Source organism: Streptomyces tubbatahanensis (assembly GCF_022699385.1).
GTDB classification, from domain to species: Bacteria; Actinomycetota; Actinomycetes; order Streptomycetales; family Streptomycetaceae; genus Streptomyces; species Streptomyces diacarni.
Genome location: NZ_CP093846.1, coordinates 5,281,214 through 5,306,100, shown reverse-complemented (window position 1 = coordinate 5,306,100; position 24,887 = coordinate 5,281,214). Strand labels below are relative to the sequence as shown.

General features: G+C 71.0%; 24 protein-coding genes, 1 tRNA gene and 1 pseudogene. 2 read left to right on the top strand and 24 right to left on the bottom strand.

The annotated features are described in order from the left end of the window. Nucleotides 1–64: 64 nt before the first annotated feature. The 16 genes and pseudogenes from MMF93_RS22970 to MMF93_RS22895 form a co-directional block, all read right to left on the bottom strand. Nucleotides 65–490 carry a Cg1360 family ATP-synthase-associated protein gene (locus MMF93_RS22970; RefSeq protein WP_242754419.1) on the bottom strand — a complete coding sequence of 142 codons (426 nt, stop codon included), beginning with the start codon at nt 488–490 and terminating at the stop codon, nt 65–67. A gap of 283 nt (nt 491–773) precedes the next feature. Continuing rightward, nucleotides 774–2,126 carry an MraY family glycosyltransferase gene (locus MMF93_RS22965; protein WP_242754418.1) on the bottom strand — a complete coding sequence of 451 codons (1,353 nt, stop codon included), beginning with the start codon at nt 2,124–2,126 and terminating at the stop codon, nt 774–776. Between the two features lie 148 nt (nt 2,127–2,274). Then, nucleotides 2,275–2,967, bottom strand: a complete 693-nt coding sequence (locus MMF93_RS22960) for an arsenate reductase/protein-tyrosine-phosphatase family protein (RefSeq protein WP_242754417.1) — start codon at nt 2,965–2,967, stop codon at nt 2,275–2,277. Then, nucleotides 2,967–3,614 carry an L-threonylcarbamoyladenylate synthase gene (locus MMF93_RS22955; protein WP_242754416.1) on the bottom strand — a complete coding sequence of 216 codons (648 nt, stop codon included), beginning with the start codon at nt 3,612–3,614 and terminating at the stop codon, nt 2,967–2,969. Before MMF93_RS22955 ends, MMF93_RS22960 begins: the two co-directional genes overlap by 1 nt. Beyond that, on the bottom strand, nt 3,614–4,459 hold the full coding sequence (gene prmC, locus MMF93_RS22950) for a peptide chain release factor N(5)-glutamine methyltransferase (RefSeq protein WP_242754415.1): 846 nt from the start codon (nt 4,457–4,459) through the stop codon (nt 3,614–3,616). The genes MMF93_RS22955 and prmC overlap by 1 nt, the downstream gene beginning before the upstream one ends. 75 nt (nt 4,460–4,534) lie before the next feature. Next, nucleotides 4,535–5,605: a peptide chain release factor 1 gene (gene prfA, locus MMF93_RS22945; protein WP_242757724.1), complete on the bottom strand. Its 1,071-nt coding sequence runs from the start codon at nt 5,603–5,605 to the stop codon at nt 4,535–4,537. A gap of 190 nt (nt 5,606–5,795) precedes the next feature. Beyond that, complete coding sequence (gene rpmE / locus MMF93_RS22940) at nt 5,796–6,020, bottom strand: 50S ribosomal protein L31 (RefSeq protein ID WP_114024267.1); 225 nt, start codon at nt 6,018–6,020, stop codon at nt 5,796–5,798. 159 nt (nt 6,021–6,179) lie between these two features. After that, a complete protein-coding gene (locus MMF93_RS22935) occupies nt 6,180–7,355 on the bottom strand; it encodes an LCP family protein (protein ID WP_242754414.1) in 1,176 nt (391 codons plus the stop codon). A 381-nt stretch (nt 7,356–7,736) separates the two neighbouring features. Then, the gene (gene rho / locus MMF93_RS22930) at nt 7,737–9,818 is read right to left on the bottom strand and encodes a transcription termination factor Rho (protein WP_242754412.1); all 2,082 of its coding nucleotides are present in this window, start codon (nt 9,816–9,818) and stop codon (nt 7,737–7,739) included. A 403-nt stretch (nt 9,819–10,221) separates the two neighbouring features. Then, the gene (thrB, locus tag MMF93_RS22925; protein WP_242754410.1) at nt 10,222–11,262 is read right to left on the bottom strand and encodes a homoserine kinase; all 1,041 of its coding nucleotides are present in this window, start codon (nt 11,260–11,262) and stop codon (nt 10,222–10,224) included. A 688-nt stretch (nt 11,263–11,950) separates the two neighbouring features. Beyond that, the gene (thrC, locus tag MMF93_RS22920; RefSeq protein ID WP_114024266.1) at nt 11,951–13,057 is read right to left on the bottom strand and encodes a threonine synthase; all 1,107 of its coding nucleotides are present in this window, start codon (nt 13,055–13,057) and stop codon (nt 11,951–11,953) included. A 145-nt stretch (nt 13,058–13,202) separates the two neighbouring features. Further along, complete coding sequence (locus MMF93_RS22915) at nt 13,203–14,501, bottom strand: homoserine dehydrogenase (RefSeq protein ID WP_242754408.1); 1,299 nt, start codon at nt 14,499–14,501, stop codon at nt 13,203–13,205. A gap of 162 nt (nt 14,502–14,663) precedes the next feature. Continuing rightward, entirely contained in the window at nt 14,664–16,055 is a 1,392-nt protein-coding gene (gene lysA / locus MMF93_RS22910) for a diaminopimelate decarboxylase (RefSeq protein ID WP_242754406.1), read from the bottom strand. A 30-nt stretch (nt 16,056–16,085) separates the two neighbouring features. Further along, complete coding sequence (locus tag MMF93_RS22905; RefSeq protein WP_242757723.1) at nt 16,086–16,754, bottom strand: DALR anticodon-binding domain-containing protein; 669 nt, start codon at nt 16,752–16,754, stop codon at nt 16,086–16,088. Nucleotides 16,755–16,859: 105 nt separating this feature from the next. Continuing rightward, a pseudogene (locus tag MMF93_RS33405) lies at nt 16,860–17,027 on the bottom strand (DALR anticodon-binding domain-containing protein); the annotation flags it as partial. Nucleotides 17,028–17,267: 240 nt separating this feature from the next. Next, nucleotides 17,268–17,705, bottom strand: coding sequence for a response regulator (locus tag MMF93_RS22895; RefSeq protein WP_242757722.1), 438 nt, complete (start codon nt 17,703–17,705; stop codon nt 17,268–17,270). Between the two features lie 150 nt (nt 17,706–17,855). Between MMF93_RS22895 and MMF93_RS22890 the strand changes: the two genes are divergently transcribed. Continuing rightward, nucleotides 17,856–17,927, top strand: a tRNA-Arg gene (locus MMF93_RS22890). A gap of 223 nt (nt 17,928–18,150) precedes the next feature. Here MMF93_RS22890 and MMF93_RS22885 read toward each other — a convergent pair. The 8 genes from MMF93_RS22885 to MMF93_RS22850 all read right to left on the bottom strand — a co-directional run bounded on the left by MMF93_RS22885 (nt 18,151) and on the right by MMF93_RS22850 (nt 23,703). Further along, entirely contained in the window at nt 18,151–19,554 is a 1,404-nt protein-coding gene (locus MMF93_RS22885) for a tyrosine-type recombinase/integrase (RefSeq protein ID WP_242754405.1), read from the bottom strand. Further along, nucleotides 19,551–19,742, bottom strand: a complete 192-nt coding sequence (locus MMF93_RS22880; protein ID WP_242754404.1) for a helix-turn-helix transcriptional regulator — start codon at nt 19,740–19,742, stop codon at nt 19,551–19,553. Before MMF93_RS22880 ends, MMF93_RS22885 begins: the two co-directional genes overlap by 4 nt. Then, a complete protein-coding gene (locus MMF93_RS22875) occupies nt 19,732–21,099 on the bottom strand; it encodes a replication initiator (RefSeq protein WP_242754403.1) in 1,368 nt (455 codons plus the stop codon). The genes MMF93_RS22880 and MMF93_RS22875 overlap by 11 nt, the downstream gene beginning before the upstream one ends. Beyond that, nucleotides 21,096–21,341 carry a hypothetical protein gene (locus MMF93_RS22870; protein WP_242754402.1) on the bottom strand — a complete coding sequence of 82 codons (246 nt, stop codon included), beginning with the start codon at nt 21,339–21,341 and terminating at the stop codon, nt 21,096–21,098. Before MMF93_RS22870 ends, MMF93_RS22875 begins: the two co-directional genes overlap by 4 nt. Before the next feature lie 104 nt (nt 21,342–21,445). After that, entirely contained in the window at nt 21,446–21,739 is a 294-nt protein-coding gene (locus tag MMF93_RS22865; RefSeq protein ID WP_242754401.1) for a hypothetical protein, read from the bottom strand. 24 nt (nt 21,740–21,763) lie between these two features. Then, complete coding sequence (locus MMF93_RS22860) at nt 21,764–21,958, bottom strand: hypothetical protein (RefSeq protein WP_242754400.1); 195 nt, start codon at nt 21,956–21,958, stop codon at nt 21,764–21,766. A gap of 12 nt (nt 21,959–21,970) precedes the next feature. Next, nucleotides 21,971–23,350 carry an FtsK/SpoIIIE domain-containing protein gene (locus MMF93_RS22855; protein ID WP_242754398.1) on the bottom strand — a complete coding sequence of 460 codons (1,380 nt, stop codon included), beginning with the start codon at nt 23,348–23,350 and terminating at the stop codon, nt 21,971–21,973. After that, nucleotides 23,347–23,703: an SCO3933 family regulatory protein gene (locus MMF93_RS22850; RefSeq protein ID WP_242754395.1), complete on the bottom strand. Its 357-nt coding sequence runs from the start codon at nt 23,701–23,703 to the stop codon at nt 23,347–23,349. Before MMF93_RS22850 ends, MMF93_RS22855 begins: the two co-directional genes overlap by 4 nt. A gap of 169 nt (nt 23,704–23,872) precedes the next feature. Here MMF93_RS22850 and MMF93_RS22845 point away from each other — a divergent pair, with 169 nt between their 5' ends. Next, complete coding sequence (locus tag MMF93_RS22845) at nt 23,873–24,628, top strand: GntR family transcriptional regulator (RefSeq protein ID WP_242754393.1); 756 nt, start codon at nt 23,873–23,875, stop codon at nt 24,626–24,628. The last annotated feature ends 259 nt before the right edge of the window (nt 24,629–24,887 follow it).

The following is a 24,887-nucleotide window of genomic DNA, read 5'->3' as shown; positions in this document are numbered from 1 at the left end:
CGTCTGCTGCGCCGCAGTTGGCAACGGACGATAGCAGTTGCTCGAACGAGCGCTTATCCCGCCCCTACGTGGCACTGGCCTTCTCGCTGCCACCTGAGGAGGGCTCGACATACAGGATCTTCGCCTTCATGTGCGCCCTGCCCTGTGCGGCCACCCACACGACGGTGGAGCCGAGCAGAGTGAACGCGAAGGTCTTGGTGTCGAAAAGAGTCGTATCCCGGAAGACCACCAGCACCACGAACAGCAGGAGAATCTGCGTCGTATAGAGCAGGAGGCCCATCGCCTGAAAGAGGTGCGGGAGAGAGCGCGCTGTCCGCTGGAGGACGTAAAGGCCGAGCCCCATGAAGAGGATCACGACGAGTGCTCCGGCTGCGCCGCCGATGGCTCCCTTACCTCCTGCGAACACGCCGCTGATCGCTGCGGCCACGACACCGGCTACGGCGGTCGGGACGGCGCAGTGCAGCAGCATGCGTGCGTCGTTCGACTGCATGTGGTGTGCTCCGGGGGAACTCGGGGAAATGTGAGTCGTCGGGTGACGAGAGTAGCCCGGCCCGGAGGGCGGACCGACCTCCCGCAGAAGCGCCTGCGCAAGCGCGGCACTTCGGTTGTCACCGGGTTTCGTGAACGGTATCACAAACTATTTGATGAGGTCTTTACCTACTTCGTGTGCCCCCGGTCACACGGAGGCATGAGCCTCGGCGCACCGGGCTGACGCCGAGCGCTATGTCTGGTATTGACGCATTCAGCGGCGGCACGGCAGCCAACAGGGCAGGTCAGTCCCGGGTGTTGATCTTCTTCGGACGGGTGAACTGCCGACGCTCCCCCAGCGCCGTCGCACCCTCCAGACCCGCCAACGCGGGCGCCCGCTCGCCCTCCTCGGCGCCCTCACCCGCCGGCTCGGGATCCTCCCCGGGGCCGGGCGGCGTCGGGTCCACCCCCGCCGCACCCTGCGCCGGGGACGAGCGCCGGTAGCGGGGCGGCAGCACGCGCTGGGACCAGGCCGGCACCCGCGGGGTGTAGCGCGGCAACAGCAGCACGATCAGCCCCACGGCGCTGAGCAGCACGATGGCCAGCACGATCGCCAGGCTGGAGGAGCGCACGGAGAAGGCCACGGCGCCGAAGGCGATCAACGCGGCCCAGAAGTACATGATCAGCACCGCGCGGCTGTGCGAGTGCCCGATCTCCAGCAGCCGGTGATGCAGGTGGCCACGGTCCGCCGCGAACGGGGAACGCCCGTTCCAGGTGCGCCGCACGATCGCCATCACCAGGTCGGCGACGGGGATGGCGATGATGCTGAGCGGCAGCAGCAGCGGCATGTAGAGGGGCACCATCGTGTGCACCGCGTTCTTGACCGAACCGGTGTGCTCGACCATCAGGTCCGGATCCACCTGGCCGGTGATCGAGACGGCGCCCGCGGCCAGTACGAGGCCGATCAGCATGGAGCCCGAGTCGCCCATGAAGATCCGGGCGGGGTGCATGTTGTGCGGCAGGAAGCCCAGGCACATGCCCATGAGGACGGCGGCGAACAGCGTCGCCGGAGCCGCCGCCTCGATGCCGTAGCCGTACCAGATGCGGTACGCGTACATGAAGAACGCGAGCGCGGCGATGCAGACCATCCCCGAGGCCAGGCCGTCCAGACCGTCCACGAAGTTGACCGCGTTGATGGTGATCACCACCAGCGCCACCGTCAGCAGCGTGCCCTGGAGCGGCGTGAGCGCCACGTTGCCGACACCCGGGACCGGGATCCACAGGATCGTCAGGCCCTGGAGCACCATCACACCGGCGGCGATCATCTGCCCGCCGAGCTTCACCAGCGCGTCCACGCCCCACTTGTCGTCCAGGACGCCGATCAGCCAGATCAGCCCGGCCCCCGACAACAGGGCCCTAGGCTCGTCGGACAGGGTGAACAGCTCACCGATGTTGGTGAGTTGCGAGGCCACCAGCAGGCCCGCGCACAAGCCGCCGAACATGGCGATGCCGCCGAGCCGCGGTGTGGGCTCCCGGTGCACGTCCCGCGCCCGCACGGGCGGCATCGCGCCCGCCGCGATGGCGAACTTGCGCACCGGGCCGGTCAGCAGGTAGGTGACCGCGGCTGTGACGCACAGCGTCAGCAGATACTCACGCACGGACTCCCCAGAGGTCTCGCGGGTTGCTCGGGCCCACACCATAGGCCAACGTCAACGAGTCGAACTGCTCGGACCACAGCCTATGACACATGGTGACGGCCTCGAACCCTCCGCGGCCGCCACCGGTGGCGCGGCAGGTTCCAGGCCGTCACCGGCACAGGGGACCGTGCCCGGCCGCGCCCGCCGCCGCCGGCACCCCCGTCAGCGCGGTGACCACCGGGTCCAGCGCCTGGCTGATCTCCTCGCCGACGCTGCGGAAGTACGGGATCGGCGCCCCGTACGGATCGTGGATCTCGTCCGCCTCCGGGCTGGGCGCCAGCAGCCAGCCGCGCAGCGCCGCCGCGGCCTGGACCAGCGCGTGCGCCCGCTCGACCACTTCCTCGCGGCTGCGCGCGGCGGGCAGCGTCGCGGGGTCTATGGCCCGCACCAGGCGGGTGAACTCCTTGAGCGTGAAGGTGCGCAGTCCCGCCGAGTGGCCCATGGAGACGACCTGGGCCCGGTGGTCGCGGGTAGCGGTCAGCACCAGGTCGGCGCGGACCACGTGGTCGTCCAGCAGCTCGCGCCCCGTGAAGCCCTCGGCGTCCGCTCCGTACTCCAGCAGGACCGCGACGGCGTTCTCCTCCATGGGCGCGCCCTCGTGCCCCCAGGTGCCCGCGCTCTCGACCACGAGGCCGCCGGTGCGGCTGGCACCGAGCCGTTCGGCCAGGGCATGCCGGGTGAGCCGCTCGGTGATCGGCGAGCGGCACACGTTGCCTGTGGAGACGTGGAGGATGCGGAACGCGCCGGCGGCGCCGTTTATGCCGCCGGACTCGGCCGCACCACGCCCGGGTGGGGCGGTCACTACCCGGCCACCTCCAGGTCGGGAACCACCTTGCGCAGCTCGTCGGCGTCGAGGGCGCCGGCGCGCAGCAGGAGCGGCACGGGCCCTGAGACGTCGACGATGGAGGAGGGCACGTTGTCCTGGGTGGGCCCGCCGTCGAGGTAGACGGCGACCGACTCGCCGAGCATGTCCTGCGCCTCGTCACAGGTGGCGGGCGCCGGGTGCCCCGTCAGGTTCGCCGAGGAGACGGCCATGGGGCCGAACTCGGTCAGCAGCTCGATGGCGACCGGGTGCAGCGGCATACGGACCGCGACGGTGCCGTGGGTCTCCCCCAGGTCCCAGGTCAGCGACGGCTGGTGTTTGGCCACCAGGGTCAGCGCACCCGGCCAGTAGGCGTCCACCAGTTCCCACGCCTGCTCGGAGAAGTCCGTGACGAGGCCGTGCAGCGTGTTCGGGGATCCCACCAGCACAGGTGAGGGCATGCCACGGCCGCGGCCCTTGGCCTCCAGCAGATCGCCGACGGCGTCGGCGCTGAAGGCGTCAGCGCCGATCCCGTAGACGGTGTCCGTCGGCAGCACGACGAGTTCCCCGCGCTTGACGGCCGAGGCCGCCTCGCGCAGTCCAGTCGCGCGATCGGTCGCGTCGGAGCAGTCGTAACGCCGTGCCATCACGGCACCTCCCTGCGTGCTGTGGCAAAACGGGGCCGGTTGTTGAGGTCGGGGTGGTCCGCGGCGTCCGCCCAGCCGCGGTCCTCGGTGAAGATCCAGGGCACCTGGCCGCCCTGGGTGTCGGCGTGCTCGACGACCACCACGCCGCCCGGGCGCAGCAGCCGGTGTGCGGCGCGCTCCAGGCCGCGGATGACGTCCAGCCCGTCCTCACCCGAGAACAACGCCAGCTGCGGGTCGTGGTCGCGGGCCTCGGGCGCCACGTACTCCCACTCGGTGAGCGGGATGTAGGGCGGATTGGAGATGACCAGGTCGACCTGGCCGTCCAGTTCGCGCAGCGCGGAGCGCGCGTCCCCGTGGTGGAGCGACACCCGGGACCCCTCGACGTTCTTGCGGGCCCACTCGAGGGCCGACTCGTCGAGTTCGACGGCGTGCACCCGCGAGCGGGGCACCTCCTGCGCGAGCGCCAGCGCGATCGCCCCCGACCCGGTGCACAGGTCCACGATCAGCGGCTCGGCGACGTCCATGGCGCGCACGGCGTCTATCGCCCAGCCGACCACGGACTCCGTCTCGGGGCGTGGCACGAAGACGCCGGCGCCCACGTGCAGCTCCAGGTAGCGGAAGAAGGCCCGCCCCGTGATGTGCTGGAGCGGTTCGCGGGCCTCCCTGCGGGCGACGGCCTCCCAGTAGCGCGCGTCGAAGTCGGCGTCGGCCACGCGGTGCAGCTCACCGCGTCCCACGCCGTGCACGAACGCCGCGAGCTCCTCGGCGTCGAAACGCGGCGAGTCGACGCCCGCGTCGGCCAGCCGCTGGGTGGCCTGCGCCACCTCGGCGAGCAGCACGTTCACTCCGTTCCCCTCCCCGGGGCCAGCGCTGTTGCCGGCTTCTTCGGCGTCCTCGGCGTCACGGCGTACCCCTGCGCGTCACTGTGCCGCGGCCAGTTTGGCCGCGGAGTCGGCGTCCACACAGGCCTGCACGACCGCGTCGAGCTCGCCGTCCAGCACCTGGTCGAGGTTGTAGGCCTTGAAGCCGACGCGGTGGTCGGAGATGCGGTTCTCCGGGAAGTTGTAGGTGCGCACCCGCTCGGAGCGGTCCACGGTACGGACCTGGCTGCGGCGGGCGTCGGAGGCTTCCTTCTCCGCCTCCTCCTGCGCCGCGGCCAGCAGCCGGGCGCGCAGGATGCGCAGGGCCTGCTCCTTGTTCTGGAGCTGGCTCTTCTCGTTCTGGCAGGAGACGACGATGCCGGTGGGCTCGTGCGTGATGCGGACGGCCGAGTCGGTGGTGTTGACCGACTGCCCGCCGGGCCCGGAGGAGCGGTAGACGTCGATCCGCAGGTCGTTCGGGTTGATCTCCACGTCGACCTCCTCGGCCTCCGGCAGCACGAGCACGCCGGCGGCGGAGGTGTGGATGCGGCCCTGCGACTCGGTGGCCGGCACCCGCTGCACGCGGTGCACCCCACCCTCGTACTTCAGCCGCGCCCAGACGCCCTGTCCCGGCTCGGAGGCGCCCTTGGCCTTCACGGCGACCCGCACGTCCTTGTAGCCGCCCAGGTCGGACTCGGTGGAGTCGATCAGCTCGGTCTTCCAGCCGTGCCGCTCGGCGTAGCGCAGATACATCCGCAGCAGGTCACCGGCGAACAGCGCGGACTCGTCGCCGCCCTCACCGGCCTTGATCTCCAGGATGACGTCCTTGTCGTCGCTGGGGTCGCGCGGGACGAGTAGCAGCCGCAGCCGCTCGGTGAGCTCTTCGCGGCGGTGCTCCAGCTCCTTGACCTCGGCGGCGAACTCCGCGTCCTCGGCGGCCAGTTCCCGCGCCGTGCCGATGTCGTCCCCGGTCCGCTTCCACTCGCCGTAGGCGGTGATGATCGGGGTGAGCTCGGCGTAGCGCTTGTTCAGCCGGCGGGCGCCCGCCTGGTCGGCGTGGATCGCCGGGTCGGCGAGCCGCCGCTCCAGATCGGCGTGCTCGCCGACGAGTTCCTCGACCGCCTCGAACATCGTGGTCATCCCTTTACTGACGGATTGCTGGCGGGCCGCTTACGCAAGGACGCTTACGGAAGACGTGCGGCGCCCGGGAGGGCCGTGCGCCGCAGCCGGGCAGGCGGCGCGCTCCGGGCGCCGAGCACCAAAAGAGCGCCGGGCCGGGCTGCCCGGCACGGGGCAGCCGCGGACCGGCGCTGCGGTGTCGCTACTTCTTGGCGGTGCCGGCGTTCTTGCCGAAGCGCGCCTCGAAACGGGCCACGCGGCCACCGGTGTCGAGGATCTTCTGCTTGCCGGTGTAGAAGGGGTGGCAGGCCGAGCAGATGTCGGCGCGGACGACGCCTTCCGGCATGGTGCTGCGCGTGGTGAACGAGTTGCCGCAGGTGCAGCTCACCTGGGTCTCGCGGTACTCGGGGTGGATGTCGCGCTTCAAGGTCACTCCTAGGTTCGGGAGGGCACCGGGTCGGGAGACGGGTTGTTTCCCGTGAACCGGGGCCGACGGTCCAGTTTGCCACTGGTTGCCGCACCCCCCAAAACCGGGGGGCCGCGCCCGGTATTCCCCGGGCACCCGGGTCCGCCGCGAGGCGGCCCCTCAGCGTCCGGTCCGCTCCTCGGCCGCCGCCCTGGCGGCCTTCTTGCCGCCGACCACACCGCCTATGTCGGTCTGGTCGCCCGCCGAGCCCTTGGTCGCCGACTTCGGCACCGGGTTGTCGTGCCGGAGCGCCCGCCACACCTTGTCGGTCTTGGAGTCGATCTGGACCACCCGGTTGGGGTTGGCCGGGTCGTACTGGACCGGCAGCGTCGTCATCTGGATGTCGTCGGACTTGATGCCCTTGAGCATCTTGGCCATGCCGGTCAGATCACCGACCGAGTCCAGCTCCGAGTCGGTGGTGAGCGCCGAGGTCGCGGTGTCGGCCAAGTCGTAGAGCTTCTTCGGGCTGCTGAAGAGCCCGACGCTGTTGACCTGGTCGATGAGGGCCTTCACGAACGCCTGCTGGAGCTGGATGCGCCCCAGGTCGCTGCCGTCTCCGACGCCGTGCCTGGTACGCACCAGACCGAGCGACTGCTCGCCGCTGAGCTGGTGGGTGCCGGCCTGGAGGTTGAGGTGGCTGTTCTTGTCGTGGATCGGCTTGGAGGTGGTCATCTCGACCCCGCCGAGGGTGTTGATGAGCTTCTTGAAGCCCGCGAAGTCCACCTCGAGGTAGTGGTCCATCCGTACGCCGGAGAGGGACTCGACCGTCTTGACCGCGCACGCGGGGCCGCCGACCTCGTAGGCGCTGTTGAACATGGCCCGCTGCGCCGGAACGTTCTTGTGGCCCTCCGAGGCGTCGCCCTTGCACGCCGGGCGCCGCACCAGCGTGTCCCGGGGTATCGAGACGACCGACGCCTTGTCGTGCTGCTCGTTGATGTGCAGCACCATCGCCGTGTCCGAGCGGGCCCCGCCCTGGTCCTGGCCGTACTTCGCGTTGTCACCCGCGCGGGTGTCCGAGCCGAGGACGAGTATGTCCATCGAGCCGTTCGGCACGTCCTCGGGCCGGTCCGTCCCCAGGGCCGCGTTGATGTCGACGCCGGAGATGTTGCCGTCCAGCTTGAAATAGACGAACCCGAGACTGGTACCGCCGAGCACGACCGCGCCCGCCACGGTCCAGGCGGCGGCTCGCATGGCGCGCCGACGCCCGCTGCGCGGCCTGCGGCGACGGCCCGAGGCACGTATGCCCCGGGAGCGGCCTCCTGCCGCCGTGTCGCCCTCGTAGCTGTCGCCCGCCATTGTCACTTCCCTCAGTCCTGCTCGTGGCGTGTGTCCTGTGTGGACGCTTTGTCCTGTCTGGACGCTGGGTCTCGCCGGAAGGGTTGCACAACGCGTCACCACGCGCGTCGGCCGCGCGCGGCGGGACAGCGGCGCGTCAACGGGCCCACATCTCGCCCCTGGTCCCGTTTTACCTGCGACGACGTACCCGCGCCCGGCGAGCTGAGACCGCCGCGGAGCCCAGCGGGCCTGTGGGCAAGCTCTCAGCGCCGAGGAACCGGGCTCCGAGCAGCCAGAACAGACGGCGAGGGCCGTTCCACCGTACGTGGTGGAACGGCCCTCGCCGTGATCCGTCCGGGCGACGCCCCCGCGCGGGGCGCCCGCGCGAGCGGCCTTGGACCTTCAGTCCTGGCCGTTGGGCGTCGGAGTCGTCTTCTGGATCTGGAGCAGGAACTCCGCGTTGGACTTCGTCTGCTTCATCTTGTCCAGCAGCAGCTCGATGGCCTGCTGCTGGTCCAGCGCGTGCAGCACGCGCCGCAGCTTCCAGACGATCTGGAGCTCCTCGTTCGCCATGAGGATCTCCTCCTTGCGGGTACCGGACTGGTCCACGTCCACCGCGGGGAAGATCCGCTTCTCGGCGAGCTTCCGGTCGAGCTTGAGCTCCATGTTGCCGGTGCCCTTGAACTCCTCGAAGATGACCTCCTCCATGCGGGAGCCGGTCTCCACCAGCGCCGCCGCGAGGATCGTCAGGGAGCCGCCGTCCTCGATGTTGCGCGCCGCGCCGAAGAACTTCTTCGGCGGGTACAGCGCCGTGGAGTCCACACCACCGGACAGGATGCGGCCCGAGGCCGGCGCCGCCAGGTTGTAGGCGCGGGCGAGGCGGGTGATGTTGTCCAGCAGGATCACCACGTCGTGGCCCAGCTCCACCAGCCGCTTGGCACGCTCGATGGCCAGCTCGGCGATGGTGGTGTGGTCCTCGGCCGGGCGGTCGAAGGTCGAGGAGATGACCTCGCCCTTGACCGACCGCTGCATGTCGGTGACCTCTTCGGGACGCTCGTCCACCAGGACGACCATCAGGTGGCACTCGGGGTTGTTCCGCGTGATCGAGTTCGCGATCGACTGCAGCACCGTCGTCTTGCCCGCCTTCGGCGGGGCCACGATCAGACCGCGCTGGCCCTTGCCGACCGGCGAGACCAGGTCGATGATCCGCGAGGTGAGCTGGTTCGGCTCCGTCTCCAGACGCAGCCGCTCCTGCGGGTAGAGCGGGGTCAGCTTGTTGAACTCCGAGCGGCCCTTGCCGTCCTCGGGCGACATCCCGTTGACCGAGTCGAGACGGACCAGCGCGTTGAACTTCTCGCGCCGCTCCCCCTCACGCGGCTGCCGCACCGCACCGGTGACGTGGTCGCCCTTGCGCAGGCCGTTCTTGCGGACCTGGGCGAGCGAGACGTACACGTCGTTCGGGCCCGGCAGGTAGCCGGAGGTGCGCACGAACGCGTAGTTGTCGAGGATGTCGAGGATGCCGGCGACCGGGATCAGGACGTCGTCCTCGGCGATCTGCGGCTCGAAGTCCTCACGGCCGCCGCGACGGCCCCTGCGGTCGCGGTAGCGGCCCCGGCGCCCGCGGCGGCCACCGCCGCCGTCGTCGTCGAAGGCCTCGTCCCGGCGGCCGCCACCGCCACCGCCACCCGACTGGTTCTGCTGGTTGCCGCCGTCGTTCTTGCCGCGGTTGCGGTCGCGGTCGCGGTCACGCTGGCGGTCCCGCTTGGAGGGGCGGTCCTGCTGCTGCTTGCCGTCGCCGGAGGGGCCGCCCTTGCCGCCGTCCTTGTCGGGCCGCTCGGCCCTGGCGTCCTTGCCGTCCTGCCGGCCGCTGTCACCGCTGGACTTGGCGTCGCCGCGGCCCTCGGCGGCGTCCGCGGAGTCGCCCTTGGCGCGGCGCGCCCGGCCGCCCTCCTGGGCCGCCTTGGCATCGCCCTCGGTCTGCCCGGGGATGTCGATCTGCTGCTGACCGCCCTGCGGCTGCTGCGCGGCCTCGGCATCGCCCGTACGGGTCCGCGAGGTTGCGCGGCGCTTCGGCTTCTGCTCGGCGGCCGGCTCGCCGCCCTCGGGGGACTTGGCGTCCTTGGCCGCCTGGTCCCCGGCGGGCTTGGCGGCCTTGCCCTCCTTGCTGTCCTTGCTGTCGGCGGGCTTGGCGCTCTTGCCGTCCGGCTCGGAGGCGCCTTGCGAACTGCCGCCCGCCTGGCGCTCCTTGATGACCTCGATCAGCTGGCTCTTGCGCATCCGGGCGGTGCCCCTGATGCCGAGGCTGGAGGCGACCTGCTGGAGCTCGGCCAGCACCATGCCCTCGAGCCCCGTGCCGGAGCGCCGACGCCTGGGTGCGGCACCGGAGGCCGCAGGCGCGGCGGAAGCGTCCGTAGCGGCGGGCGCCGCGGCACCGTCGGCTGCGGTATCGGCGTTCACGCCCATCAGATCGGTGGTGTCGCTCACGAAGGGTCCTTCCCTGGAGCGGACGTCGGCCAGTCTGGCTCGGCGACCGGTTGTGCTGTCCGGCTGTGGTCCTGTGCTGGGGAACTTCGCCGGGGCGGTGGTCCCGCCTCGATGTACGGCGGGGAGATCAGTACGTGGGTTCGGCGTGAAGCCTCGACATGGATGTCCTTCACGTCGGCTCCGGAGCGTGTTCGCCCCTGCCCGACAGTGATCCGAGCAATACGGGGGGCTCCTGGAAGAAGAGGTGGCCCCTGCTGGGGCTGCCAGGGGAACACGCAAGCACCGCACTCCTCGAACCATCGCACTTTTCTGTGCGAGGTCCACGAGACTGCGAGTGCAGACTTGAGGTTAACACTACCGGATCCAACAAACATTCCCCCTCTCGAAGATCCGCAACCCGGTGTCACCGGGGCTCGTCGCCCGATCCCCCCGGCGCTCGCCCGGCACCCTGGGCGAGGGAGCCGCCACCCACGGCGACGCCGCTCCCGCTCCCGCCCTCGGAGCCGGGGGAACCGCCTGCGGGGCCCGCCGACAGCGGCAGCACGCTGGCCCCCGCCGCGTCGAGAGCCAGCCGGTTGGCCGTCCAGCCCTCGCCCGCCAGCCGGGAGACCTTGTCGGCCTCGCCCTCGTCGGCGGCCAGCGCGAGCACCGTCGGGCCCGCTCCGGAGATGACGGCCGGGACGCCCTCGGCCCGCAGCCGGCCGACCAGGTCGGCGCTCTCGGTCATGGCCGGGGCGCGGTACTCCTGGTGCAGCCGGTCCTCGGTGGCGGCCAGCAGCAGCTCGGGGCGGCGCGTCATCGCCTCGACGAGCAGCGCGGCGCGCCCCGCGTTGAAGGCCGCGTCCACGTGCGGAACGGCGCGCGGGAGCAGCCCCCGCGCGGTCTGCGTGAGCAGGGGTTTCGCAGGGACGAAGACCACCGGGACGAGCGACGCGGCAGGCTCCATCCTCACCGCACGCGCCGCACCGCCGTCGGTCCACGCCAGCGTGAAACCGCCGAGCAGACAGGCGGCCACGTTGTCGGGGTGGCCCTCGATCTCGGTGGCCAGCTCCAGCAGCGCGGTGTCGTCCAGACGGGCCTCACCGCCGGTGGTCACGGCGCGGGCCGCCATCACGCCCGCGCAGATCGCCGCGGAGGAGGAGCCGAGGCCGCGGCCGTGCGGAATGCGGTTCGCACACACGATCTCCAGGCCGCGCGGCTGCCCGCCCAGCAGGTCGAAGGCGGTGCGCAGCGAGCGGACGAGCAGGTGGTTCTCGTCGCGGGGCAGCGTCTCGGCGCCCTCCCCTGCGATATCGATGTGCACGCCGGAGTCGGCGACACGGACGACCACGTCGTCGTAGAGCCCCAGGGCGAGGCCCAGGGTGTCGAAGCCGGGGCCGAGGTTGGCACTGGTGGCGGGGACGCGCACCCGGACGGCGGCGGCGCGGAACGCGGGACCGGCCATCTTCCGATGACACTCCTTGGTTCGGTTGTGCGGAGCTCCCCAGACCGTGGCTGCGCCGGAGACCATGGCTGTGCCGGACAGGCCACCGCACCGCACAGGTCCCGCTGCGGGGACGTTACGGGGGTCGGGGTGAAACTCAGCCTATCGAAGGTGGGTTCGCTGACGACATAGGGCGCACGGGAGGCGCACGATGCGTGTCGTGAGCCTCTCCGTGCTTCCGCACGGTATGTCCGTGCGGAGCGGGTCGGACGGGGCCGTGCCCCGTCCGGCGGAGTCCGCCACGGGAGCCCGCCTCCGTGCGGGACGGACCCGCGTCCGGGCGGGACGGACCCGCGTCCGGGCGGCACGGACCCGCATCCGGGCGGCACGGACCCGCATCCGGCGGAGCGGGGCCATGTCCCTTCGGGACGGGGCAGTGTCCCCTCGGCGCTGGACGTGCCCCTCCTCGCCGGGCCTGCGTCCCAGCCAGGAGGGGCCGCGGGCTGCGGCCGGGACGCGGCGGCTGCGGCTGCGGCTGCGGCTGCGGCCCGAGGGGATACGTTTCTTCCGCCTGCGGCGGCGACTCCCCCGCGGCCCGCCGCCCGTGGGCGACCGGACGCCCGTGGGCGACCGGACGCCCGTGGGCGTGGCCGCACGCGGGCGTGGCCGCACGCGGGCGTGGCCGCACGCGGGCGGGCCCCGGCGCGGCTCAGGCCAGGCCGAGGCGCTCGGCCGCCGCGTCGGCGTCGACGGGGACGACGATGGGCTGCGGCGCACCGGCCACCGCCCAGTCCGGATCCTTGAGGCCGTTGCCGGTGACGGTGCACACGATGCGCTGCCCCGGTTCGACCTTGCCCTCCTCACTCGCCTGGATCAGCCCGGCGACCGAAGCGGCCGAGGCGGGCTCCACGAATACACCCTCCTGGGCTGCCAACAGGCGGTAGGCGCGCAGGATCTGACGGTCGGTCACCATGTCGATGAAGCCGGCCGACTCGTCGCGCGCCTGCTCTGCCAGCGTCCAAGAGGCCGGATTGCCGATCCGGATGGCGGTGGCGATGGTGCTCGGCTCCGTGACGGCCTCGCCGCGCACGATCGGCGCCGCGCCGGACGCCTGGTAACCCCACATGCGCGGCGCACGGGTGGCGGGCCCGGTCTCGTGGTACTCCCGGTAGCCCTTCCAGTAGGCCGTGATGTTGCCCGCGTTGCCCACCGGCAGGACGTGGATGTCGGGCGCGTCGCCGAGCATGTCGACGATCTCGAACGCCGCGGTCTTCTGCCCCTCGATCCGGACCGGGTTGACCGAATTGACCAGCGAGACCGGGTACTTGTCCGAGAGGCCGCGGGCCAGCTCCAGACAGTCGTCGAAGTTGCCGTCCACCTGGAGGATCTTGGCGCCGTGCACCAGCGCCTGGCCCATCTTGCCCAGCGCGATCTTGCCCTGCGGCACCAGGACGGCGCAGACCATGCCGGCCCGTACCGCGTACGCGGCGGCCGACGCGGAGGTGTTGCCCGTGGAGGCGCAGATGACGGCCTGTGCGCCCTCCTCCTTGGCGCGGGTGATCGCCATCGTCATCCCGCGGTCCTTGAAGGACCCGGTGGGGTTGGCGCCCTCCACCTTCAGGTGCACGTCGCAGCCGGTCAGGTCGGACAGCACCCGGGCGGGCACCAGCGGCGTACCGCCCTCGCGGAGCGTGACGGGAGTGGTGTCGGGAGCGACCGGGAGACGGTCCCGGTACTCCTCGATGATGCCGCGCCACTGCGGACGACCCGCACCACGGGCGGCGGGCGCGGACGCCTCTTCGGGGATCTGAGACATCTCAGGCTCCATGACGGTCACTGTTCCTTGGCTCCCTTACTGACCCTTGTCCGGCGCTGCCCACCGCGCCGGGCTGTTCGCGCTGCACACCGCACGGCGCGCGGGGGCGTCGCCCTCACGCGCGAGTGCGGAACGTCGCGCATGCTCACTCACCCTCGACCCGCATGATGCTGGCCACCCCGCGCACCGTGTCGAGACTGCGCAGTGCCTCGACGGTGGCGCTGAGCGCCGCGTCAGGGGCCCGGTGGGTGACGACGACGAGCCAGGCCCCGTCGTGCGGTCCTTCCTTCCCCTTCTGGCGCACGGTGTCGATGGAGACGCCGTGCTCGGCGAAGACGGTTGCGACCTGCGCGAGGACGCCGGGTTTGTCGGCGACGTCCAGGCTGATGTGGTAACGGGTGACCACCTCGCCCATTGGGGAAACCGGCAGCTGCGCGTACGCCGACTCGCCGGGCCCCCTGCCGCCGCTGAGCTTGTTGCGGCAGGCGGCCACCAGGTCGCCGAGCACGGCCGAGGCGGTGGGCGAGCCGCCCGCGCCGGGGCCGTAGAACATCAGCTGCCCGGCCGCCTCCGACTCGACGAAGACCGCGTTGTACGCCTCGCGCACCGAGGCCAGCGGATGGCTGAGCGGGATCATCGCGGGGTGCACCCGCGCCGTCACCGAGCGGCCGTCCGCCGCGCGCTCGCAGATGGCCAGCAGCTTGACGGTGCAGCCCATGCGCTTCGCGGAGGCGATGTCGGCGGCCGTCACGTCGGCCAGACCCTCGCGGTGCACGTCGTCCAGGCGCACCCGGGTGTGAAAGGCGATACCGGCGAGGATGGCCGCCTTGGCGGCCGCGTCGAAGCCCTCCACGTCGGCGGTGGGGTCGGCCTCCGCGTAACCGAGCGCGGTCGCCTCGTCCAGCGCCTCGCTGTAGCCCGCCCCTGTGGACTCCATGCGGTCGAGGATGAAGTTGGTGGTGCCGTTGACGATGCCCAGGACACGGCCCACCTCGTCACCGGCCAGCGACTCGCGCAGCGGCCGCACCAGCGGGATGGCGGCGGCCACGGCCGCCTCGTAGTAGAGGTCGACGCCGTGCTTCTCGGCGGACTCGTGGAGCGTCGCGCCGTCCTCGGCCAGCAGCGCCTTGTTCGCCGTCACGACGCTGGCGCCGTGCTCGAACGCCGAGGTGATCAGGGAGCGCGCGGGCTCGATGCCGCCGATGACCTCGACCGCGACGTCGACGTCCTCGCGGGCCGCCAGCGCCGCCGCGTCGGTGGTGACCAGGCCGGGGTCGATGCCCGCACGGACGCGGTCGGGACGGCGGACGGCGACCCCCGCCAGTTCGAGGGGGGCGCCGATCCGCTGGGCGAGGTCGTCCGCGTGCGTCGTCATGATGCGTGCCACCTCTGAGCCGACGACCCCACAGCCCAGCAGCGCCACCTTCAGCGGACGCGTACGCATCATTCGACCTCTTTTTCCGTCTGTATTCCGGCTGGTTTCCGTCTGACGTCCGTCTGTCCCCGAGCACAGCTGCCGGTGCTCAAGTCTCACTTACCGGACCGGAGATTCCACGCCCGGTCCAGTATGTGGGACGTATATCTCGTATGTGGGACGTGTATCTCGCTAGCCGACATCGAGCCGCAGGAGATCCTCCTCCGTCTCGCGCCGCACGATCTCCCGCGCCTGCCCGTCCCGCACGGCGACCACCGGCGGACGCAGCGCGTGGTTGTAGTTGCTGGCCATCGACCGGCAGTACGCGCCCGTGGCCGGCACGGCCAGCAGGTCCCCGGGCGCCAGGTCGGCCGGCAGGAACGCGTCCCGCACCACGATGTCACCGCTCTCGCAGTGCTTGCCGACCACCCGGCTGAGCATCGGTTCCGCCTCGGACGAACGGGAGACCAGCGCCACCGTGTACTCGGCGTCGTAGAGCGCCGTGCGGATGTTGTCGGACATGCCGCCGTCCACGCTCACGTACGTCCGCAGCCCCTCCAGCTCCTTGAGCGTGCCGACCTCGTACAGCGTGAACGCCGTCGGCCCCACGATCGCCCGCCCCGGCTCCACCGACAGCCGCGGCACCGCAAGCCCCGCCGCCTCGCACTCGCGGGTCACGATGTCCCCGAGCGCCTTGGCGATCTCGTGCGGCTCACGCGGATCGTCCTCGGGCGTGTACGCGATCCCCAGACCGCCGCCCAGGTCGATCTCCGGCAGCTCCACCCCGTGCTCGTCCCGCACCTCGGTCAGCAGTCCCACCACGCGGCGGGCCGACACCTCAAAGCCCGCCATGTCGAAGATCTGCGAGCCGATGTGCGAGTGGATACCCGTCAGCTCCAGGCTCTCCAGCCCCAGCACCCGGCGCACCGCCTCGGCCGCCTGGCCCCCGGCGAGCGCCAGACCGAACTTCTGGTCCTCGTGCGCGGTCGCGATGAACTCGTGCGTGTGCGCCTCCACACCCACCGTCACACGGATCTGCACCGGCTGCCGCCGCCCCAGCGCCCTGGCGACGTGCGCGACGCGGGCGATCTCCTGGAAGGAGTCCAGCACGATCCGGCCCACCCCGGCCTCGACAGCCCGGGCGATCTCCTCGGTCGACTTGTTGTTGCCGTGCAGCGCGATGCGCTCCGGCGGCATCCCGGCAGCCAGCGCGGTCGCCAGCTCGCCCCCCGAACACACGTCGAGGTTCAGCCCCTCCTCGTGCAGCCAGCGCACGACCGCGCGCGAGAGGAAGGCCTTGCCCGCGTAGAAGACGTCGGCATCCTGTCCGAAGGCGTCCCGCCACGCACGGCAGCGGGCCCGGAAGTCCGCCTCGTCCAGCACGTACGCAGGCGTGCCGAACTCCTCCGCGAGCGCACGGACGTCCAGCCCGCCCACCGCGACGGCGCCCTCGCCGGTACGTGCGACGGTCTGCGCCCACACGCGCGGGTCCAGCGCGTTGAGGTCGGCGGGCGGCGCGGTGAAATGCCCCTCGGGGAGGACGTCGCCGTGGCGGGGTCCTGCGGGGTGTGCGGAACGGCTCATGATCTGGAGTCCCTGTGTCCCTTGTACGTCTCAGATGTGTGCGGGTGCGGTGACGCCGAGCTGGGACAGGCCGCCGGCCAGCACCGCTCCGGTGGCCTCGGCGAGGGCCAGCCGGCCGCGGTGGGCGGCCCCGGGTTTCTCCTCACCGCGCGGCAACGGCTCAGCCGTCTCCTGGAACACCGCGAAGGCGGCCGCCACCGCGTCGAGGTGGCGCGCCAGCCGGGCAGGCGCCGTGACCCGCGCCCGATCCGCCAGCAACGCCAGCAGCCTGGCGCCCGCGGGCACCAGCGGCTCCGCGTCCTCGGCGACCGGCTCCACACCGAGCCGACTCCCGTTCCGCAGCAGCGAGCAGCTGCGCGCGTGGGCGTACTGCACCCGGAACAGCGAACTCGCACGTTCCGTACGGACCGCGAGCGCCGCGGGACTCTCCCCGGTGCACTCCGCCCACCGGGAGATGTCACGGGCGGGCGCGTCGCTCGGCACGACACCGGGCTCCGCCACGGGATCCGGCGCCCCGGCCGGCCGCCCCGCGACCAGGCCGCGCACGAGCGCGGCGCGGGCCCGCGGGGTCAGAGTGACGTTGACGAACCCGCCACCGACGACGCGGGCATCGGCGATGAGGGGCTTGGGGGCCGCCCCCGCGGGAGGCGTCTCTCCTGTGGCGCCGCGCCGGCTTGCCGCCTCGCACCGGCTTGTCACGTCACGCTGACTTGTCGCGTCACACCGGCTTGTCGCGTCACACCGACTTGTCACGTCACACCGACTTGTCGCGTCATACCGACCCGCCGCGGGCTCGACCAGGCGCGCGCAGACCAGTTCCGCGATCTCGCGCGGAGAGCGCCCGGTGAGGGCGGCAACCCGGAAGGCGACCCCTGTCGCGTAGTCCCCGCCTCCCCGCCGCGGCGGTGACTCGACGACGACGGGCACATCCCGCACACCTTCGAGATCGTCGCGGAGCGCACGGCACAGCACGTGCCGGATGATGCGCGAGAGCTGGGCGGGTGTCACAGAGCAAGCGTATGGGAGGTGGGGTGGGTACGCGCGAGCCGGTTTCGCCCCCTGGACGCCACCGGAGCCGCACGCGACATCGCCGACCACACACAGCTGCGCACCGATCACCGCGCGCGGCCCCCAGAGCGGGCGCCCGTCGGAGGGGGCCGCCTCGGGGGGCCGCCTCGGGGGGGGGCGCCTCGGGGACAGGTCTGTGACGGGCTACGGCTCGACGGCCTCGGTCACGGCCCCCCGGCCGCCGCCCTCGCCCTCCACGGCGGGATCCGGCCTCCCGTGCATCAGCCGACGCACCATCCGCACCAGCTCGGCAGGCTCGAACGGCTTCGACAAAAAGACGTCCACACCTCTCTCCCCACCGACCACACCCTCGCTCTCCAACTCGGTGCACGCACTCACGAGCGCGAGCGGCAGGTGCCGCGTCCGCGGATCGGCCCGCAGCCGCTCCGCCGTCCGCACACCGTCCAGACGCGGCATCACCGCATCGAGCGTCACCACGTCGGGCTGGACACGGTGCACCACATCCAGGCACTCGGCACCGTCGGCGGCGGTCACCACCTCGAAGCCCTCAAGCTCGAGGTTGACCCTGATCAACTGCCGGATGACGCTGCTGTCGTCGACAACCAGCACCCGGCCGGACATACCTGGCACACCCAGAAGCCTAGGCGCGCCCCTCCCTCCGCGTCCGGCTTTTGCCCATTTCCACCGCCCCTCCCGCACCCCACCCCCACCGATTTCCACCCCACCACCGGTGACCTGGTACTGTTCTACCTGTCGCCGCCCAAACGGCACGCCCCCGTAGCTCAGGGGATAGAGCAACGGCCTCCGGAGCCGTGTGCGCAGGTTCGAATCCTGCCGGGGGTACTTCTGATGAGGTGCCGAAACGCCCTGCGACCAGCCGCTTCGCTGGCGCGGGGCGTTTGTCGTGTGTGCAGGGCGATGCGGGCGTAGGCGGCTCGTTGTCGGCGTTCACGGCGTATTCGTGGGATGGAACCGGGGGCGTTTTCGCTGGTCAGTCCCGGACATGAGGAAGCCCCCGGGATGGCTTCCCGGGGGCTGCGAGTGAGGGGAGAGTGAGGTTGAGGGCCTACCCCTCGTCGCCCCCGTCCTCTCCGTCTTCGTTACCTAGCAGCGCCTCCACTCGACGGTTGGCGAGCTCCTGGCGCCCGTCGAGGCACTTCGCGTAGCGGCTCAGCAGTACGTCCACGCTGTTGCCGGCGCGTTCGGCGACCTCCGTAGGATCGACTCCGGCGTTCAGCCAGGACGACAGTGCCGCGTGACGGAGGTCGTACGGGGTGCCCGCGAGCGGCGACGCCACCTGTTCCGGGGTGAGCGCCAGGGCCCGCGCTTCCTCCCACGTACGGGAGTAGGACGAGGAGCCGAGCACGCCGCCCCGCTCGTTGCGGAACAGCCGGCCGTCGTCAGCCTTGCCGAACTCCTCCTGGTGCTCGCGAAGGATCGTGACCAGTCGAGGCGGGATCGGGACCGAGCGCACCTCCTCACGGGACCGGTTCTTCAGCCCCCGGTCGTCGTGCACCTCACCCGTACCGGTCCAGCGCTTACCCGCGGTGGGTCGCGTGCGGTGGAGGTGGAGCAGCCCCCAACCCTTGTCCGGCAGCTCGCAGTCCTGCGCACGCAGACCAACCGCTTCCGCAGGACGAAGCCCGCCGTAGTACATGCACGCGAACAACGCGACCATGCGCCGCCCACGGGCGCGGCTGTACAGGCCCACGTACGACAGAGCCGTCAGCAGCTCCCGCGCCTGTCGGGGGTTGAGCACGACGCGACGGTCCACCTGCTTGGCGATCTTCGGTGGCTGCCACTGGACGGCCGCCATCGGGTTTTCCGGCAGCTCGCCCAACTCGACCGCGTAACGCATCACGTTGGAGAGCACTGCACGCTTGCGCCGTACGGTCTCGGCAGCCGCCGGCGAACCGTCCAGCTTGAGCGTGATCCCGTCGAGGGCGCGTCGCATCGTCGCCGGCTGCTTGAGGTCGGCCAGCGGGAGCGACGCCTTGCCGACCCACGCAAGGGCGTTCGCGATCTCCTTGGGAATCTCGGACTCCTCGTCCGGTGTGGCGAGGACGAACGCCCAACCACGCAGCGCGCGACGCAGCACCGCACCCGAGGGCCGACCAGACCGGTCCGCGGTGAGGACCGCTGTGACGGCCGCGAGCGTCTCGTTCATGCTGTCCCGCGAGTTCGGCGCCGCGTGCGGCCACTTCATCTCGACGTACTTCTTGGCGAACGCGAACCACGTCGAAGACGGCGCAGCCTCGGTCAGCGAGTCCGGCAGTCCGGTGTCCGTGTCGAAACCCTCACCCGCGCGCGAGGCCTTCACCAGGCCGGAACGGAAGCTGTCGGCCAGCGCCTTAGTCCGGAAGGTCTTGGAGAGGGGCTTTCCGGCGACCTTCCACCGCACCTCGTACGAGGGTCGCTTACTGGACTTGTTGCGACGGATTTCCCAGATCCGTACGTCTTGGGACTTCACGCGGGCACCTCCTCGTACGTGCGCAGCCATGCCAGGAATTCCGAGCGCCAGATACGAAGTTCACCGTTCGGCAGCTTGATCGCGGCCGGCCCCCGGCCGACCTCCCGCCAGCGATAGAACGTCCGCCGGGAGACGCCGCCCAGCTCCTCCAGGACCTCCGGAACGGTCATCAGCCGGTCACGCGTCATGGGAGACACCTCCCGTTCGCACGGACTCCGCGACGAGGGCCGCTTCCGGGCTGTAGCCACGCCCCGCATACCGCCACTGGCCGACGAGAAGCGTGGGCCGGTCCCCGAAGCCGAAGGCGTCTCGCTGCTCCTGGGCCCGATGCTCCGCCCGAGCGGAGCGCAGAGCGGTCAGGGTGGTCGAGTAGCGCCGAGACTTCGTGGAGAAGTGGCCGCGATAGCCGAGCATGTGCGCCCAGCGCCGCAATCGCAGTGACTCGAACGGCTCCAGGCCACCGAGCCGCCAGCACGTACCGATCATGCGGAGCGTGTGATCCCGTACAGGCAGCAACGGCAGGTCCGTCGCTTGGTGAATCCGCCCGTCAACGGCGCCGGCCGACTCGGCTCCCTTGGTCGCGTACTTCGCGATGTAGCCCGCGACAGCTGAAGATGTCAGCCGCTCCCCCGCATCGAAGGCCGCGATCGGTCGGATGTCGATCTGTCGACCGAAGCGCAGCACCCGACGCCCGACCACATCGGCACCACGGGCAACGAGCCGGACGAGGCCCGCAGCCTCCCGCACCGCGTCCGCGAGCAGGCCCGTGGTCACCCAGCCAGGCGGAGCCGTCTCCGGCCCCTCCGGACCGTCGAGGCGGATGACGACATGGAAGTGGATCAGCCCGCGTCGCTGGTACTCCGCGACCTTGGCGTAGGAGAGACGAACAGCCTCCGCAAACTCCGTACGCGAGAGACCACCCCGCCGAGCGAGTACCCGCCGCAGCTCCAGCGCGAACCGGTGCCACAGCTCCCCCGCCTGCGCCTGCCACAGCACGGCGCCCGCATAGTCGTAGCAGCGCGGGCACAGTGGTTCGCCGAGCCGCCGGTCATCCTCCGCATGGCGCGCGCGACACCCCACGGGGAGCCCGTGCGGGCACCACTCCCCCGCTTTGCGCGGACGGCAGGCACGAACCCGGCCGTCACGCTCGCGTCGAGTGTGCACCGGCCCGAAGCCGGGAGCGGTGAGCGTGGCGAACACCCGAGGGTGGCCGCCGACGCCGGCCGGAGTCTCCTTCCCACCGACCAGGCCCGCGCGGATGAGCTGATACGTGTCCGCGCGGTAGAGGGCGGCGCAGACCGGGCAGACCGAGGCCCGACGGTTCCCGCAGGCGACGAGGAGCCGCCCGCCGTACTCGTCCGAGGTGAACGAGCGCAGAGCCTCCCCCGTCGCCTGGTCGACGAGGGTGGCGGAGCCGACGAGGTGCACCGGGTTGGTGCACCCACCCAGCCGGAGGACGTTCCGGCGCCAGCCGTCGAAGCCCGGCGACGCCGCCCGCTCCAGCAGCGCCCCGACTCCGCTCTGAGTAGGAGTCTCGATGGTCATCCCGCACCCCCGAACGCCTGCCGCATCACGGCGGCGATGGCCTCCGGCCGGGTCTTGGCGGAGAAGCGGAGCGTCGGCTCGGTCAGCCACAGGGCAGCGGCGTGCCCGGGGCACACGTGCCGTTCCTCGTCATCCGTCCCGACGAGGACGACCGGTTCGCGGCCAGCGCAGGTGGGCTGTTCCTCCTCGTACAGCTCACACCAGGGGCGAGAGAATTTGCGCGATCGATGCGCGGTGGACAAGGTGGGGCTACTCCTTTCACTGCTTACGTGGCGGATGGAGTGGGTTCCTGACGGGGTCGGGTTTGGCGACTTCGCGCCCCGTCGGGAGCCCGTCACTGCGGGGCTCACTTGCGCCCCTCGGGCGGTACGGCTGCGACGTAGTAGCGCAGCGGGCCGAAGTGGAGATCGGCCGAGAGAAAGCCGTCTCCCAGTTCCTCTACCGGGACGCCGAGCGGCGTAGCCGCGCGTTCCGGGCTCTCTCGCCGCGCCTCCTCGTCGTCCGCGCCGACAAGGACGCCGACCGAGGGGTACGCCGGCGGAAGTACGTCCGGGTGGGCGGCGAGGAAATCCGCGAGATCACGGAGTCCCCTGATGACTGCCTCTCGATCACCAGCCGCCTTGATCGTGTAGCCGTTCATGGGTACGTCTCTCCTTTCGATTCGTCAGAAGCGGAGTCCGCCGAGAAAGCCGCCGACGCCTTCCAGCACGAGCTGAAACACCGGCCCGACAGCGGACTTGGCGAGCAGAAAGCCAAACGTCGTGCAGAGCAGGACCTCCAGCCAGCGCAGATAGCGGATGCGCAGTAACAGGGCGATCAGCAGGCCGAGCAGCAGCACGGCCGAGATGGACAGCAGCACGGATCTCGCCCTTCAGTCGTCGAGGTCGTTCGGGTCGATCCGGTCCAGCCGCACGACGGACGGTTCTTCGCCCGCGCCGACCAGCTCCGGCAGATACGGCGTGAGGTCCGCGTACTCCTCCGCGACGCGTTCCGCTTCCTCTTCCGAGACCAGGTACGACCGGGCGCGATCCCAGCCGTCCGCCGAGGCCAGCACGGCCGTTCCGGCCGCTTCCGGAGATATGGACTGCGCCGCGTGCAGGGCGTCCGGATTGAGGTCGCCGAGGGCCATCTCCGCCGTGCCCGGGTCGGCGACCCGATGGCAGACACGGCCGCCGAGCTGTGCGCGCAGGGCCGTGACGCCGGGGCCAAGGTCGGAGCCGACCCGCTGGCCGGCCACGACGAGGAAGACCCCGAGCGCCGCCCCGAGTTGCGCGAGCCGGATCAGCGCCGTCCCCGCCGCCTGCGCCTCCTCTTTCTCGCTGCGGCTGGCGACGAGGAAGAGCTCCGCCAGCTCGTCCACGATCACGACGATCGGCACCGGCCGCTTCTTCTCCGGCAGCCCCCAGACGTTCCGAACGCGCGCCTCCCGGCAGAGCGTCATCCGGTCCAAGGTCAGGTCGACCAACGAGCCCAGCAGCTTCACCGCCTGCGCCCGGTTGGTCGCCAGGGCGGACAGCCGAGGCCGGTATAGCGAGAGCTCCATACCGCCCTCGCAGTCGATGCCGACCAGGGCGACCGGCTGTCGGGCGAGTCCGGCGACGAGCGCGTTGATGAGCGTGGACTTGCCGGAACGGGTCGCGCCCACGATGAGCCAGTGCGGAATCTGCCGCAGGTCCATGACCCATCGCGTACCGGTCTCCAACACGCCGACGACCACCCGGAGCATCTGCCCCGTCCCGCGCTGTCGAGGAAGACGCGGTTCCTTGAGCGGATCGGACGCGGAGGCGACGATCCGTACGACGCCGGGCCGACTCTCGCTCACCCGAACGGCGTGGACCTCCCAGTTGTGAGCCATGGCCGGAGCCACCTTGGCGAAGTCGTCGGGCACCTGCCCCGGCAACAGCCGGACCAAGAGGCAGAAGCCGCCGGCCGTCGGCCGAATGAGTCCCCGGCGCGGTACGCGCGGTTGGGGCGGCGGTGCGCCGTTGCCGACGAGCCCCGAGACCACGGTGAGCGCCGCCTTACGGCTCAACGCCAGGCCGCAGCCGGCCATGAGCGGTCGCCAGGTACGTACGACCCGCAGCCATGCGGCCGGGAATCCCAGGCACACCCACCAGGCCACCGGCCAGCGGCGGCGCAGGGCCGGGCCTGCGATGAGCAGACCCGACACCAGCGCGGCGGCCACCACCAGCACCCAGCCCGACCAGCCGGTACCGGCTGAGTCAGCGGACGCGGTTGCCGAGAGGATCACTGGCCGGCCCCCTTACCACCCGCGGCCGGGGCGGGAGTCGCCGCAAGGGGCTTGATCTCGGCGGCGCGGTAGGCGATGCCGTGTCGCCCGTCGTTCTCCCAGGGCACGGCGACCAGGTCCCGGACCTGGACCGGCTGCCCGTTCTGCACCCCGGCCGGTTCGCCGGGGACGTTCACGTTGACCAGGTCGGCGGACGTGGCCGACATCAGGCACAGACCGACCTGGTACACGGTCTTGCCGGTGTCCCGGTCCACCCGGACGCGTCCCGTCTCCCTGTCCGCGATGCGGGGAGCAGGCGGAACGGCGCAGATGATCCCGGTGTACTTCGCTGTATCGATCGGCAGGACTGCCACTGCTTGACCTCCATGTCTGTGGCTCCGAAGGACCTTCCTTCGCCTTGCTTTACAACCCGTACTACGGGTGCAGCACGACCAGAGTGCAACCCGTAGTACGGGTTGTCAACCGACATGAAGTGAGAGACTCTGTACGAGCTGACGAACCAGCCACCCCAACGGAGCCCCGATGCCGACGCAGAAGCGCAGCCAGCAGCAGAAACAGCCCAAGTACCGCCAGGTCGCGGACTACTTGCGCGAGGGCATCCTCAACGGCACCTTCCAGGAAGGCCGGCCCGTCCCCTCGGAAGACAAGCTCGCGGAGCAGTTCGGGGTGACCCGGCCGACCGTGCGCCAGGGCATCGCAGAACTCCGCGCATCAGGGCTGGTCGAGGTCATGGCCGGACGTGGCGCCTTCGTCCGCTCACTCCACGGCCGCCCCAGCGTCACGCGCCCGCGCGGAGTCCGCCGTACATCTGATGGCCGGTACGTCGAGGCCGACGGCATCCGCTGGACGGACGCCGAACCCCAGACAGCAACCCGCACGGACGCCCCGCTAGCGCTCGCGGAAATGCTGCGCATCCCGCCGGGCGAGCCGCTCTACACGTACGACGCCCTCCAGACCGCCGACAACGGCCGCCTCCGCCAACTCCACCGCACCTACGTCCCGTTCTCCGTGCTGGTCGGCACGAAGTACGAGGAGGAAGCTCCCCCACCGGCGCCAGAGCTGTACGGGGCACTGGCCGCGCTGGGGCATCAGCTGAGCTTCACGGAGTACGTACGTACGCGTATGCCGTTGCCCGACCAGGCCAACGCCCTGCGCCTGGCCGAGGGTGTACCGCTCCTGCAGATCCTCCGCCTAGTGGGCAACGGAGCGTCGACCCCTCTCGCGGTTGAGGAGGTCCACCTCCCCGGCGGTGACTCTGAGTTGAGCTTCAACCTGTAGTCCAAGCTCAGCCTGCGATAGGGTGGGCTCCGAGGTCCACGGGGAAAACGGCATTCACTGTGGCTCTGATCGGCGTGAGCCAGTGGCACGCTGATCACCCAACACCCCACCGTGATGCTTACAAATACGCCGCCGCATGGCGTCATAGAAATTGGAGACCGTGGGTCCACTGGCGCGGGGCTTCAGCTGCATTCGTCTGCCTCGGCTGCAAACAGTCGAGCACCGGAGGTTGCTGGTGCCCATCGATACACCACTGTGG

Bases quoted from the DNA above. Each gene is read 5' to 3' on its own strand.
- MMF93_RS22970 (WP_242754419.1), bottom strand. From the start codon at position 490: ATGCAGTCGAACGACGCACGCATGCTGCTGCACTGCGCCGTCCCGACC.
- MMF93_RS22955 (WP_242754416.1), bottom strand. From the start codon at position 3,614: ATGGCACGGCGTTACGACTGCTCCGACGCGACCGATCGCGCGACTGGA.
- prfA (WP_242757724.1), bottom strand. From the start codon at position 5,605: ATGTTCGAGGCGGTCGAGGAACTCGTCGGCGAGCACGCCGATCTGGAG.
- MMF93_RS22935 (WP_242754414.1), bottom strand. From the start codon at position 7,355: ATGGCGGGCGACAGCTACGAGGGCGACACGGCGGCAGGAGGCCGCTCC.
- thrB (WP_242754410.1), bottom strand. From the start codon at position 11,262: ATGGCCGGTCCCGCGTTCCGCGCCGCCGCCGTCCGGGTGCGCGTCCCC.
- thrC (WP_114024266.1), bottom strand. From the start codon at position 13,057: ATGTCTCAGATCCCCGAAGAGGCGTCCGCGCCCGCCGCCCGTGGTGCG.
- MMF93_RS22915 (WP_242754408.1), bottom strand. From the start codon at position 14,501: ATGCGTACGCGTCCGCTGAAGGTGGCGCTGCTGGGCTGTGGGGTCGTC.
- lysA (WP_242754406.1), bottom strand. From the start codon at position 16,055: ATGAGCCGTTCCGCACACCCCGCAGGACCCCGCCACGGCGACGTCCTC.
- MMF93_RS22895 (WP_242757722.1), bottom strand. From the start codon at position 17,705: ATGTCCGGCCGGGTGCTGGTTGTCGACGACAGCAGCGTCATCCGGCAG.
- MMF93_RS22880 (WP_242754404.1), bottom strand. From the start codon at position 19,742: ATGACGCGTGACCGGCTGATGACCGTTCCGGAGGTCCTGGAGGAGCTG.
- MMF93_RS22875 (WP_242754403.1), bottom strand. From the start codon at position 21,099: ATGACCATCGAGACTCCTACTCAGAGCGGAGTCGGGGCGCTGCTGGAG.
- MMF93_RS22865 (WP_242754401.1), bottom strand. From the start codon at position 21,739: ATGAACGGCTACACGATCAAGGCGGCTGGTGATCGAGAGGCAGTCATC.
- MMF93_RS22845 (WP_242754393.1), top strand. From the start codon at position 23,873: ATGCCGACGCAGAAGCGCAGCCAGCAGCAGAAACAGCCCAAGTACCGC.